Annotated in this window: 13 protein-coding genes; 1 reads left to right on the forward strand and 12 read right to left on the reverse strand. The window is 37.0% G+C overall.

Annotation, left to right across the window (positions count from 1 at the left end):
* Positions 1–4 precede the first annotated feature (4 nt).
* From CFK40_RS13695 to CFK40_RS13750, 12 genes are all read right to left on the reverse strand, one after another.
* Positions 5–637 carry an acetyltransferase gene (locus tag CFK40_RS13695; RefSeq protein ID WP_089532842.1) on the reverse strand — a complete coding sequence of 211 codons (633 nt, stop codon included), beginning with the start codon at positions 635–637 and terminating at the stop codon, positions 5–7.
* Position 638: 1 nt separating this feature from the next.
* The gene (locus tag CFK40_RS13700; protein ID WP_089532843.1) at positions 639–1,226 is read right to left on the reverse strand and encodes a sugar transferase; all 588 of its coding nucleotides are present in this window, start codon (positions 1,224–1,226) and stop codon (positions 639–641) included.
* 24 nt (positions 1,227–1,250) lie between these two features.
* Positions 1,251–2,333, reverse strand: a complete 1,083-nt coding sequence (gene galE, locus CFK40_RS13705) for a UDP-glucose 4-epimerase GalE (RefSeq protein WP_089532844.1) — start codon at positions 2,331–2,333, stop codon at positions 1,251–1,253.
* Positions 2,334–2,355: 22 nt separating this feature from the next.
* Positions 2,356–3,435 (reverse strand): EpsG family protein, encoded by a 1,080-nt coding sequence (locus CFK40_RS13710; protein ID WP_089532845.1) that lies wholly within the window; start codon positions 3,433–3,435, stop codon positions 2,356–2,358.
* Positions 3,436–4,320: a glycosyltransferase family 2 protein gene (locus CFK40_RS13715; RefSeq protein ID WP_089532846.1), complete on the reverse strand. Its 885-nt coding sequence runs from the start codon at positions 4,318–4,320 to the stop codon at positions 3,436–3,438.
* The gene (locus CFK40_RS13720) at positions 4,317–5,435 is read right to left on the reverse strand and encodes a glycosyltransferase family 1 protein (protein WP_089532847.1); all 1,119 of its coding nucleotides are present in this window, start codon (positions 5,433–5,435) and stop codon (positions 4,317–4,319) included. Before CFK40_RS13720 ends, CFK40_RS13715 begins: the two co-directional genes overlap by 4 nt.
* Positions 5,420–6,574: a glycosyltransferase family 4 protein gene (locus tag CFK40_RS13725; protein WP_193433377.1), complete on the reverse strand. Its 1,155-nt coding sequence runs from the start codon at positions 6,572–6,574 to the stop codon at positions 5,420–5,422. Before CFK40_RS13725 ends, CFK40_RS13720 begins: the two co-directional genes overlap by 16 nt.
* Positions 6,564–7,463, reverse strand: coding sequence for a UTP--glucose-1-phosphate uridylyltransferase GalU (gene galU, locus CFK40_RS13730; RefSeq protein ID WP_089532849.1), 900 nt, complete (start codon positions 7,461–7,463; stop codon positions 6,564–6,566). The genes CFK40_RS13725 and galU overlap by 11 nt, the downstream gene beginning before the upstream one ends.
* A gap of 13 nt (positions 7,464–7,476) precedes the next feature.
* Positions 7,477–9,309, reverse strand: coding sequence for a nucleoside-diphosphate sugar epimerase/dehydratase (locus CFK40_RS13735; protein WP_089532850.1), 1,833 nt, complete (start codon positions 9,307–9,309; stop codon positions 7,477–7,479).
* A 258-nt stretch (positions 9,310–9,567) separates the two neighbouring features.
* The gene (locus CFK40_RS13740; protein WP_089532851.1) at positions 9,568–10,221 is read right to left on the reverse strand and encodes a CpsD/CapB family tyrosine-protein kinase; all 654 of its coding nucleotides are present in this window, start codon (positions 10,219–10,221) and stop codon (positions 9,568–9,570) included.
* Complete coding sequence (locus tag CFK40_RS13745) at positions 10,214–10,951, reverse strand: YveK family protein (RefSeq protein WP_089532852.1); 738 nt, start codon at positions 10,949–10,951, stop codon at positions 10,214–10,216. Before CFK40_RS13745 ends, CFK40_RS13740 begins: the two co-directional genes overlap by 8 nt.
* A 267-nt stretch (positions 10,952–11,218) precedes the next feature.
* A complete protein-coding gene (locus tag CFK40_RS13750) occupies positions 11,219–12,364 on the reverse strand; it encodes a DEAD/DEAH box helicase (protein WP_193433330.1) in 1,146 nt (381 codons plus the stop codon).
* Positions 12,365–12,621: 257 nt separating this feature from the next.
* Between CFK40_RS13750 and CFK40_RS13755 the strand changes: the two genes are divergently transcribed.
* Positions 12,622–12,744: a YjcZ family sporulation protein gene (locus tag CFK40_RS13755; protein ID WP_089532853.1), complete on the forward strand. Its 123-nt coding sequence runs from the start codon at positions 12,622–12,624 to the stop codon at positions 12,742–12,744.
* Positions 12,745–13,160 lie beyond the last annotated feature (416 nt).

A 13,160-nucleotide genomic window follows, 5' to 3' on the forward strand; every position in this document is an offset into this window, starting at 1 on the left:
GATTTTATTTCATTAATATTCTTTCGATAATTCTTGTTGGAGAACCTACAGCTTTACTATAAGCTGGGATATGCTCAATTACTGTAGAACCCGCTCCAATAACTGACCATCTACCAAGATGGATTCCTGGGATAATCGTTGCTGACGATCCAACATGTACTCCTTCACCAGTACTCACATTTCCGGTCAACGTAGCATTTGGTGAAACATGGGTATAGTCCCCTATTTCATTGTCATGTTCAATAATTGCTCCCGTGTTGATGATACAATGATTGCCAATTTCAGCCTCGGCATTTATAACGGCCTGAGGCATAATAACTGTTCCATATCCTATTTTGGCAGATGCACTTACAATTGCTGACGGATGAATGATGGACAAATAGTGTTGAGGTAATAAATTTAAGCCTTTCACGATCTTTTTTCTTACGTCATTTCTTCCAATTGCAACTACCACTTTGGTATCTGGGCGAAATAACCTCACTAGGAAAGAAATTGGAGCATGAATAATTCCTTTCTCTTGAAAGCCATGTTCATACTTGTCATCCAAAATAGCTATAATTTTATTTGCCTTTGTAGAAGAAATCATTTCCTGTATGACCCTGCTGTGCCCACCATTTCCTACGATTATTATTTTCATGCTAGATCACTTCGTTTGAACCTTTGAATTTTTCCATTGACACGGAGCCTTGCTGGTTAATTCCTTCTTTTTTTAAAACTTTAATTATCGTCTTAAGTAAAATTTTTAAATCCAATAGTATGGTCTGATTTTTCACATACCATATATCTAGGTTAAACTTTTCTGACCACGTAATTTCATTTCTACCATTTACTTGTGCCCATCCAGTAATGCCTGGCCTTACATTATGTCGTTGTCCCTGATTTTTCGTGTAAAGAGGCAAGTATTCCATCAACAATGGCCGTGGTCCAACTAAACTCATGTCACCTTTTAGTACATTGATGAGTTGGGGAAGTTCATCTAAACTAAACTTCCTTAAGATTTTTCCAAGATCTGTTAATCTTAGTTGGTCAGCCATATCAGTTTGTGAATTGGTCATTGTACGAAACTTGTAAAGGTAAAAAGGCTTTCCATATAATCCTGGCCGTTTCTGTTTAAAAACGATTGGGGCACCCATGTTAACTCTTACACTTAAGACGACAAGAACCATAATCGGAAAAAAGATTATTAACAGGAATAATGAAATGACTAAATCTATTATGCGTTTCAATATTCTAAGCCCCTCCTCGCCTGCTTATTCGGACATTAAAAAACCCGCTGCATAACGTTGCACCGGTGTTCCACTTTTTGTTATTGGTTTTACTAACTTCTCGTATCCATTCGGATTATTTTGTTGCCATCGCCACGTATCTTCACACATAACATTAATTCCTCTTGTTGCTTCCCACCCCAATTGTTCTCTTGCTTTCGTAGGGTCTGCAAAGCATATAGCAGCATCGCCCTGTCGACGATCTTTTATGGTATACGGAACTTTTTTTCCAGAAGCCTTTTCAAATGCTTCAACCATTTCTAGCACGCTATAACCCCGCCCCGTACCTAGATTGTAAGCACCAATACCACTTGTTGATTGAACCTTCTCTAAAGCTTTTAAATGACCTATTGCCAGATCCACTACATGGATATAATCTCTCAGCCCAGTTCCATCTTTTGTTGGGTAATCATTGCCAAACACATTCAAATATGGTAATTTTCCTATCGCCACTTGTGAAATATATGGCATTAGGTTATCCGGAATTCCATTCGGATCTTCACCTATTCGCCCACTATTATGTGATCCAATCGGATTAAAGTATCGTAATAAGGCAATATTCCATGTAGAATCTGAGTCATATAAATCTCTAAAAATATCCTCGATCATTTGTTTTGTACGTCCATAAGGATTAACTGCCCCTAGAGGTGTATCTTCTCTAATTGGTATCTGATCTGTTGCACCATAAACTGTCGCGGATGAGCTGAATACAAGCTTTTTTACCTTATATTTCTTCATTGCATCAGCCAAGTTAATGGTCCCAGTAAGATTGTTTTGGTAATACTTAAGTGGAACTACAACAGATTCACCTACAGCCTTCAAACCCGCTAAATGAATAACTGCATCAATCTTAATTTCAGAAAAGATTTGCTCAACTCTTTCTTTGTTCACTAAATCCACTTGATATTTCTTAAATTGCTTACCTGTAATTTCAGATACACGTCTTAATGCTTCTGGATTGCTATTTGAAAAGTTGTCTAAGACAACAATTTCATATCCAGCGTTTAGAAGCCCTACACAAATGTGACTTCCTATATAGCCGGCACCACCTGTTACAAGAATTGCCATATAATCATCATCCCTCCTTTTACTACCAAAATAAGTAATCACTCTCGTATAAAATATTTAAACTAATAACATTTTCATAAAAGTAATAAGCAAGGTAACAAATTAAAATTCCATAGTAAATAATTTTTTCGTCCTTTTCCCTGAATACCTTTACAACCCAAGAAATCAGGATTAATTGATATAATCCAAAATAAATGGAAAAACGAGCAAAGATCCAGTTTTGTGTTGATATCATCATAAATACGAATCCTAGTAAGGCCAGATTTACAATATAATCACTATCAGGGAATATCCTCCTCAGTTTCTCTCTACCTAAATAAGCAATTAAAAGCGGTACCAAATCTACTGCAACACGTAAACTATTTGCGCCACCTTCCGCAAAGTTTTTGTAGTGACCATATTGTGTATCCTCAATCGCAGTAAATAAGAGGGAAGAAAATTTATCGAATCCTATGACGATGAGAACTGCTATAATTAATAATGCCAAAGTTGGTTTTGACCATGCTTTAAATCTGACGACGAAGTAAATTGGCAGCAATATAAGTGCACTTTGATGAAATAAGGACGCTAACAGAATGACGAGAAAATATTTTATCCAATTGCCTTCTATTAAAAACTTAGTAGCTGCAAAGGCAATTGCTGCAGCAAGAACCTGCCTAATTCCGTTCATGGATACTAGGAATAAACCACCTGTTATATAAACATATAAACTTAACTCAATCATTCTTGAGTAGTTGTATAAGACCAGAAAAATAATGACATTCGTAATAAAAGCTGTAGCGAAAATCAATATTTGTGGATCTTCAGATATATAGTTCTTTAATAGCATTTGCAGAACGCCAAATCCAATATCCTTTTGAGATATAATGAATTCCCAGGTAAATTCATTTAATTCATAGGAATATTTATAAAAAAACGTGTCACCGATATTCGACCGAAGACCTGAAATTGCTACTATGGAAACAAAAGCACATCCTATTAATAACTTATTTGGCCTTATAGGAATAGGTGATGTTTCAGTAGTCTGCACAGATGTCGCAAAGTACCGAGCGAAAAATGAACAAGTAAAGACGATAGCAAGATTAATCCAAAGTAATGTCATTTATACCACCCGTGTTTTAGATGTAACATATACGTATAAAAGTAGGCCGAATGGAACAGCTAAAAATGTTAGCATCTTATGGGGCGTTTCTAATAAAAATGACCAATTTCTGCTCATAAGACTACTAGATACATAATGTATGGCTTGCCTAAACTTAAATAATGGATTGGTGAATGGTAAGTTCATCAACGCTTTACGGTAAAAGGCAAAACCTCTTGGATTTTTTCGATATTGACGAAACATGTTACGCGATGAGCCATCTGGAAGATATTCCACACAGCAAAGCACCTCATTCATGAGTAACAGTTGATAATCCTTGTCAAGCATGTAGTATTTGTATGCTAATCCTACATAGTTTTCGTTTGTGAAGATTGGATACGGATATTTTTTTGTTAACGCTGTACGATAAACGAGCTTCTTATCCCCAGTTACACCTTGTTTATAATAGAGATCAAACAACGTGGAAGTTTTCAGGTATTCCGGTAATTTTGTACCAATTATTCTATGTTCATTATCAGCATCGAGACCGATTATGCCACTCACATTTTCATTTCCATATTCCTCCCAAAACGTAAGGATCTTTGCCACTGCATTCCCCGGCATATAATCATCTGAATCAATACAAACATTTAATTCCGTCTCAATTCGTTCATAAGCCGTGTTATGCGCGCCATGCATTCCTTGGTTGTTTTGCCAATGGTAGTTGATGTGGATTACGTTTTCTTTGATCCAACTTCCTACTAATTCTTTAGTCTCATCTGTTGAACCATCGTCAATAATTAACCAAACGAATTCTTTACAAGTTTGTTGCTTTAAACTTTGATAACAGTTATCAAGACAGTATGCTCGATTATAAGTAGGAGTGAATATGGTCAGTTTCTTCATATCACTTTCCCACCTAACGTTAAATAAGATGTTTGGGCAAGTCCTGCCGTTTTTCGTATATCATAGCCCTTTTCTGATAAGGCATCCCGAGCTATTATTCGCGATCGATCAAGTTTTGCTAGTTTAATAATTTTTTCTGTCCAGATAGTTCTATCAGTTAAAGGAAGCGCATGTACCATCCCTACCCCCATGTCAACTTCCTCTGTAATCGTGTTCGATATTAAACAAGGTAATCCTGTCCCTTGTGCTTCAATCAACGTTACAGGTAATCCCTCATGTAACGAAGGAAAGATAAACAAATCAAAAGCTTGTAGTATTCCATCAACATCTTCTCTTACACCAAGCAGTTGCACATTGTCCTCTAGGTTCAGATAGTTTATCTTTTCGATAATCTTATTTCTTAATGAACCGTCCCCAACTAGTAGTAGTTGTGAATTTGGAAGTTTTTTATTGACACGCTTAAATATATCTAATAAAAATAAGTGATTTTTTTGATGAGAAAATCGTCCAACATGACCGAGTATCAATGTATCCTTATCAATTTTCAATTCTTTTCTAATTTGTTCACGGGTACTGGCTGCATATTGAAATTTATCTGTTACAATTCCATTCTTTAAAATGAAGGTTCCCAGGGTGCTTTCTCCATATAACCACTTGGCTGCGGCGTGTGAACATGCGTAGAAATGTGTTGCATTCGGCTTGATATTATTTCCCGCATACCACTTATAAATCTTTGTTGCGAATCCACCTTCACTACGCGTATTATGACTGTGAGCGATTCTTATCGGGATATTCGCTTTCCTAGCTGAACGAAGGACGAAGCCACTCATTTTGTCCATGTGAGCATGCACAATTTGATAAGATTTATTTGTTAGTAGAAATTTGTCTAGTTCTTTAATATAGCCGCTATGTCCTACCTCGGTTATATAAGGAATTCGGTGGATTTTTCCACCCATTGCAACTATTTCTGAATCAAAAACACCTTTTTTACAAGTTAAAAAATCGAATTGAACCTTTGAGCGATCCATATTACGATAAAGGTTCATAATTAGTGTTTCAGCTCCACCTCGATTCATATTCACTACAACATGTAATATCCTTAATGGATTGCCCATTCTAGTTCCCTCCTTTCTTCCATATAGGTTGTATAAATACGACTTTTCTCAGCCAGCACGTTATTTATGCTATATGTTGATAAAATTAAATCCCGGCTATTTTCTCCGAAGTTTTCTTTTAACCCTTTACTTGTCGCAAGCTGGACTACCTTTTGAGAAAATATGTCAATAGCATTATTTTTGACTAACCATCCATTCTCGTTATTGTGGATGAGTTCTCTATGGCCTCTATTATCAACTGCAACTACTGGCAAGCCACACGCCATGGCTTCCATAATATTTACTGGTAAACCTTCACGAAAACTAGATGCAACGGCAATGTCACACATTGGAACCAGTTTATGGATATCATTTCGAAATCCTAGGAAATCAACCATATGACTGATTCCAAGTGTTTTTGCTTGTTCCAGACAATTTTCAAATAATGCCCCCTCCCCAGCAAATAGGAGCCTTGCGTTTGGGACTTCATCTTTTATCAAAGCTAACGAGCGAAGGAGGAAACTTTGGTTTTTATTCCTATTAAATTCCGCTGCATAAAACAATAAAAAGTCATCAGCTTTATAGCCAAATGACTTTTTCAACTCTACCTTTTTGTTTGCCGTTACTGGTTTGAAACGGTTGTTGTCAATCCCTACTCCATGAACATGTTCAATCTGTTTTGCCTTAAATTGATTTTTGGCTAACTGATAGTCTTCCTGATTAATGGTGATTAAGCAGTCTGTATAATAGGACAGCCATTTTTCGATCGGATAATAAAATAGCCAGTTGATTAGTGGCGCTCCTTTACAAAAATGAAATCCGTGTGCTGTATAAATAACCTTTGTGCCTTGGCTTCTGAAGACTCTTGCCGCCAGACGGCCTATTAATCCGCCTATTGGTGTATGACAATGAATGATTTCATAATTATTTTGCTCCATGATTTTTTTAAGTTGTTTATATACTTTTATGTTCGAACGATTATATGGTGATCGCTGAAATGGAATGGAGTACTTGTGATCGGTGTATGCTAAATCTATTTCTCCTGCTGCAGCAACATGAACTTCCCATCCTTGTTCTTTAAACCATTTCATATATGGCAAGTGAAAAGCTTTAAAATGATAGTCGACTGTTGCGCAAAACAGAATTTTCTTAGCCATGATTATCACCAATTGGTCTAGCTAATTCTCTTTCAACTACAGAAGAAAGATAATCTAGCAATTCCTTTTTCAAATTGCCTCGTTGTAAAGCAAATTCTATTGTCGTCTGAATATATCCCATTTTATCCCCGACATCGTAACGGGTTCCTTTAAAATCATAGGCATAAACGGCTTCATTTTTATTAAGTGCAGCAATCGCATCTGTAAGTTGTATTTCGTCCCCTGCACCAGGTTTTTGATTTTGTAAAATATCAAAAATACTTGGGCTTAAAATGTAACGGCCTAGAATGGCTAGATTAGAAGGAGCTACTTCTTGTCTTGGCTTTTCAATTAGATTGCTAATGTTGTATAAACGGTTGTCAATCATACTGCCGTCAACAATACCATACCTAGAGACCTCTGTTTCTTCTACCTGTTGCACACCTAAAATAGAAGCACGATAACGATTATATTGATTAATCATTTGTCTCAGGCATGGAGTTTCTGCTTCTACGATGTCATCTCCTAATAAAACTGCAAAAGGTTCGTCGCCAATAAATTTGCGCGCACACCAGACTGCGTGACCCAATCCTTTGGGTTCTTTTTGGCGGATATAATGAATATCAACTAATTTTGAAGATTTTTGGACTTCACTTAATAAGTCAAATTTCCCTTTTTCAAATAAATTTTGTTCTAACTCAAACGAATGATCAAAGTGGTCTTCAATCGCTCTTTTTCCTTTACCAGTTACAATGATAATATCTTCAATCCCAGATTCTATCGCCTCTTCCACTATGTATTGAATCGTTGGTTTATCAACAATTGGCAACATCTCTTTAGGCATTGCTTTTGTTGCAGGAAGGAATCTGGTTCCAAGCCCAGCGGCTGGTATAATTGCTTTTTTTACTTTCATTACTACACCCCGTTTACATTGATACTGACATGACAGATTTCTGATTCGTTGTTATCGTTTGATTTGCCAATCCAACCAGTTTTTCCCTTAGTGCATTCCTGTCTAAATTGGAATAGATTAATAGGATCTCATCAATCTCCGCTAGGTAAAGCTCAGCTGTTTTCCCAACGTAAATCTTCGGATAAACTTGTTGGTCATGAACTTCATCATCTTTCAGTAACTCTTCAAATAGCTTTTCCCCTGGCCGCATTCCGGTAAATTCTATTCCAATTTCATCAATAGCATTTCCCGATAATTTGATTAGATTTTTTGCAAGATCCACTATTTTTACCGGATCACCCATATCTAATACAAATACCTCTCCTCCTTGTGCCAATGCACCGGCTTGAATGACTAGCCTAGATGCTTCGGGGATGGTCATAAAATAACGGACCATGTCAGGGTGTGTTACAGTAATTGGCCCCCCTTTTTCAATTTGTTTTTTAAACAATGGGATAACACTTCCCCGACTCCCCAACACATTGCCGAAACGAACAGCAACAAATTTTGTATCACTTGTTTGGTCCATGCCCTGGACAATCATTTCTGCCAGTTTTTTTGATGCGCCCATGACACTGGTTGGATTGACCGCTTTATCCGTTGATACCATTACAAATGTAGTTACATTGTTCCAATCTGCTGCTTTAGCTACATTCAATGTACCAATCAAATTATTTTTCACTGCTTCCTCAGGGTTACGCTCCATTAGCGGAACATGTTTATGTGCCGCGGCATGGTATACCACATCAGGTTGATGGGCTCTCATAATGGCCATCATTTTCTCAGCATCTTGGACGTCAGCTATTTCTGTTATAAATTCAATTTCGCTTTCTTTATACGTTTCTTTTAATTCCATTTCAATCGAATAAATACTATTCTCACCATGACCAAGTAAAATTAGTTGCCTAGGTCTAAACAGGGAGATCTGCCGTGATACTTCGGAACCAATCGAACCACCTGCCCCAGTCACTAGAACAACATTACCCGTGATATCCTCAGAAATACTTTCAATATCCATATCAACAGGATCTCTACCTAAAAGATCTTCCACTTGCACGTCACGAAATTGATTAACCGATATTTTACCTGTGACTAAATCCTCCAGCAATGGCAGTATCTTTGTTTTCGCTTTCGTTTTTGCACATTCCAGAAAAATAGTGTTTAATTCTTTTTTGCTTAGCGAAGGGATCGAAATGATTATATTTTCTATGTCATGATCCGTAACAGCATTCGCAATTCTATCAACACCACCAACAACAGGGATACCTAAAATATCAAGATGATGTTTTCTTACATTATCATCGATAAAAGCTACAGGTACTAAATGGCTATCGTTATCCTTCAAAAGTTGCCTTGCTACCATTGTCCCTGCAGATCCTGCACCAATAATTAACGTTCTGTTTTTTTCATTTGTCTTATTAATAATGGAATCACGATACAGCCTCCACACAAATCGCGATCCACCTATTAACAACATATGAAGCGTCCATGTGACAGCAAGCAGTCTTAGATAGGTTTCTTGAACCAAAATTTGCTGAATGATCATCGCAGAAATAATGGAATAAGACACTACTTTAAAAATAATGAGTAATTCTCCAACACTCGCGTACTCCCACGCTTTTTTATAAAGCTTTAGTTTTACAGAGAAAAAATGATGGCTGAATAAGATTGCAATGGAACTAACAATTATTGGTAGTGTTAAAATATGGATGCTTGCATTTACTAGAAACCCACTAATAAAAATTGCTGTTAGTACAATACAGGAATCAAGTATGATAAATAAAGACAATCTTTGTCGATATGTCATAGGCCCCTCCTTTTTTTAGTTAGTGTGTGAAATTATGTAAAAAAATATGGGCATTCAACCCATCCTCACACCACACTACCGACAACAAACGCGTCTAAGGTTTATGACAACCCACAGCATGACCGAGTGCCTTCATTGATAATGGTAAGTAGGCATCACCATAAAAGAAAAGCGTAGGAACTTGACGCTGAAGCTAATCATACGATAAAACGCACATTTAATTCTTAATAAAGAACAGTAATACTAAAAAAAATACTCTTATTTTTCATTGATAATCGCACCTACAAGTCTTGCATGCGCTAACTCTAATACGCGTCTAGATTCGACAGTCTTTTCTAGTTCTGTTTTCCCTCGATTTAAAACTAATACAACACCATCACATTGATTTGCTAATACCCGCGTTTCCGTTGATTCTAGCACAGGTGGCGAATCAATCAGTACTATGTCATACATATCCGCTACTGTTTTAAGCAGTTCTGTCATCTGCTCATTACCCAGCAACTCTGCTGGATTGAACAAGTTAGCCCCACTAGTTAAGATCTCAAGGTTACCAATCCCAGTTCGTTTAATTATATTTTCCAACTTGGCCTTACCAGAAAGTATGCTCGTTAATCCAAGATCATTTGGGACTTTAAATACGTCATGAATAATGGGATCTCTTAAATTAGCATCAATCAAAAGTATGCTTTCTTTTTGTTGAGCCATTGAAACCGCCAAATTTGCTGTTGTAGTTGACTTTCCTTCTCCATCACCAGGGGAAGTTATGATAAATATTCTATTCTTTCTTTTTTCTGTTAGAAAGTTAATGTTCGTTCGAATTGCCCGAAATTGATCAGAGACAATAGAATCTGGATTGGAGTATGTAATAAGTTGGCTTCTTTTACCAGCATTCTTTCGTTTTCTTTTAAACATCAACCGTCTCACCCCTTGACTCTACGACTGGCACGTTTACCTTTTTGGAAACTACCTTTTTCTTGTTCATATTAGAAATAATGCCTATTACAGGTACTCCCAATATTTCTTCCACTTCACTTTCTCGCTTAACAGTAACATCCAGAGAATCCAACAAAAATACTAATCCAACGCCAACAAAGATCCCAAAGACTAAGCCGATTATTGTTGTTCGATTTTGTGTTTCATTTATTGGATTAGGGTTCTCTTTTGCATCAGATAATAACTGTACTTCTTTAAAGTTCAAAATATTCGCGATCTCACGCTTAAATACGTCTGCAGTTGTATTTGCAATCGCCACTGCCATCATAGAATCTTGGTCAGTCACAGATATTTTCACTACACGAGAATCATCTATCACCTCAGCACTAATTCCTGATGCTATTGCTTCAGCAGGCCGTGTGAGTTGTAATTCATCTTTTACCATCTCCATAATTATTGGATCTTTTATCATGACCATAAGGGTCTGCATATCCCCTCCACTTTCTGATGAACCTATAATAATCCTTGTTGAAGTTTGATATAGTGGAGTATTGTTGATGTTACTATAGGCATATCCTGCCAAAGCTGTAAGTATTGCAATCACAATTACAATCCAAATTCGTTTCTTTATTAATACATAGTAATCCTTTAAATTAATTTCTTTTTCCTTAATATTACCGATTAAGCTATCCTGTTTTAATTTACTCATTTAATCCCCCTGTTAAATACGCACGTTAATATAATACGCCTATTCTATATAACGAACAATCAATTCAAAAAAATATTTTAATCTACGCGTACATTATTGTTATGTGGTATTCATGTTTATCATGCACATTATCTTTAAGTATTCCTCGTTATTACTATAATAGTTCTTTATAAAGAACATGTCAATAGCAAATTTGAAAAACTTGAAAAAAGAAAGTTCTGTTGAGGCTTCACCCCAACAGAACTACCTATATACGCGCAAATTCAATTACTTCGGGTTGATAAAATTCCCTGCATGTAGCACCTTTTCCTGAAGATCCACTTCTAATTCACCCAGGTATTTTTGTAGCTGTTTTAATTCATGTGGTTCGATTAACGAGACAACTGTTCCTCCTGTAGATCCAAGTCGTCCAGTACGACCAGCGCGATGTTTGTATTGTTTGCTATCTTTTGGCAAATCAACATTGACTACATATGATAAATCATCAATATCTAAACCTCGTGCCGCTACATCTGTCGCAAGCAATAGAGCTTTATCCGACGTCCGGAATGCCTTTAATGCCTTTGCTCGCTGTTCTTTACGCGTATCACTATGTAGGACACCAACTGTTAAGCCTCTGTATGTTAGCTTTTCAGCTAGGACTGATAGGTTTCCAATATCACGCATGAATGCTAGCACCTTAGAATCGGGTATGTTTGTAATTTTATTTAGTAAACTTATTTTTTCACGAGCTTCACAAATCATATACACATGCTCAACTTTTGGTTTATTCGTTTCTGATTCTTGTACACGAATAATCGCTGGGTCTTGCATATAGGCAAGAGAAACCTCTTCTGTTTCGCGTGAAAGTGTTGCTGAAAATAACAATAACTGTCGATCCTTCAGTGTACTTTTAATAATACTTTCAACCGTGTTCAAATGTTCTGGAACTATTAATTGATCCGCTTCATCCAAAACAAGCGTCTGTACCTCATGCATTTTTATTTTCTTTTTCGTAATTAATTCAAGGACTCGTCCTGGTGTTCCAGCTACAATTTGCGGTTTCTTTTTTAATTTATCTATTTGCCGATTAATGTTTGCTCCACCAATCAAGGACGCACTTAAAATCCCACTATCTTTTGCCCACTTTTGAATTTCCTGATGTATTTGCACTACGAGTTCATGGGTGGATGCCATGACAACAACCTGAACCTGTTTCTTAGTTGCGTCAATTTTTTGCAGCAAAGGTAACAAATATGCAAGCGTCTTCCCACTCCCTGTTGGTGCCTCAGCAATGATATCTCGCCCTTCTCCGATAGTCGTGCTTGTTCTTTTTTGAATCACGGTTGGTTCTTCAAATCCAGAAACATGCCATGCCTCTTGCAAAAAGGGTTTCATATTATTCTTGAATGCTTCATTTATGTCATTTGCCATAATTTAATATCCTCTCTATTTTGGGGTTGATATCCTGGAATGAACGTTGATTTACCGGAACGAGTGTTGATATCAATATCAACCTTCACTATATTATTATAACCTTTTATGTATGTAACCACGCGATGGAAAATTTTATATAAAGAATACTTTTACAGAATAACACCCATTTCTTACAAATATCAACATCTGTCCAATTCAGAATCGTATTTGATACATATTATGTATTAATCCTACTGTGAAAGGGGGAAACATTAATGAGTTACGGTGGAAACAATGGCGGCGGTTTTGCGTTAATCGTAGTTCTGTTTATCTTGCTTATTATTGTCGGAGCTGGCGGCTATGTAGGCGGCGGCTTTGGCGGTGGCGGTGGATATTAATTCATAAACCTGCCTCCAGCTAAAAACAATATTATCATTCCTCTATCAGAAAAGAACTATAGAAAAAGCTAGTTCCAGTTTGGAGCTAGCTTTTTTTCTTGTCGTTTAGAAAACTATAAAATATTGTAATTGTGGATAACTGATCTACTTAATCAGCCACGTCCAGCTCCAGCGCCCATTGCCTAGTGCCATTCCAACTCCTCCTTACGATAAGTCAACATCGATTCGCTACAAAAGGAAGGCGGACTAACTGCGGGCTTGCCGCCCAACGTCGGCATACCCCTGTTGCAGGAGCATGTTTCCTTTATCTCAAGAAAGAAGGAGGTTCGGTTAAAACCGCTACTTTGCGTAGCAACACCGAACTACCCACGTTGCGTGGGCAAAGGTCATACGGCAATAACCGGACGCTTGCGCTT

It is taken from the genome of Virgibacillus necropolis (assembly GCF_002224365.1).
Lineage (GTDB): Bacteria > Bacillota > Bacilli > Bacillales > Amphibacillaceae > Virgibacillus_F > Virgibacillus_F necropolis.

Coding starts and splice junctions, on each gene's coding strand:
- CFK40_RS13735 (WP_089532850.1), bottom strand. CDS start 9,309: ATGACATATCGACAAAGATTGTCTTTATTTATCATACTTGATTCCTGT.
- galU (WP_089532849.1), bottom strand. CDS start 7,463: ATGAAAGTAAAAAAAGCAATTATACCAGCCGCTGGGCTTGGAACCAGA.
- CFK40_RS13740 (WP_089532851.1), bottom strand. CDS start 10,221: ATGTTTAAAAGAAAACGAAAGAATGCTGGTAAAAGAAGCCAACTTATT.
- CFK40_RS13750 (WP_193433330.1), bottom strand. CDS start 12,364: ATGGCAAATGACATAAATGAAGCATTCAAGAATAATATGAAACCCTTT.
- CFK40_RS13720 (WP_089532847.1), bottom strand. CDS start 5,435: ATGGGCAATCCATTAAGGATATTACATGTTGTAGTGAATATGAATCGA.
- CFK40_RS13755 (WP_089532853.1), top strand. CDS start 12,622: ATGAGTTACGGTGGAAACAATGGCGGCGGTTTTGCGTTAATCGTAGTT.
- CFK40_RS13695 (WP_089532842.1), bottom strand. CDS start 637: ATGAAAATAATAATCGTAGGAAATGGTGGGCACAGCAGGGTCATACAG.
- CFK40_RS13715 (WP_089532846.1), bottom strand. CDS start 4,320: ATGAAGAAACTGACCATATTCACTCCTACTTATAATCGAGCATACTGT.
- galE (WP_089532844.1), bottom strand. CDS start 2,333: ATGGCAATTCTTGTAACAGGTGGTGCCGGCTATATAGGAAGTCACATT.
- CFK40_RS13745 (WP_089532852.1), bottom strand. CDS start 10,951: ATGAGTAAATTAAAACAGGATAGCTTAATCGGTAATATTAAGGAAAAA.
- CFK40_RS13710 (WP_089532845.1), bottom strand. CDS start 3,435: ATGACATTACTTTGGATTAATCTTGCTATCGTCTTTACTTGTTCATTT.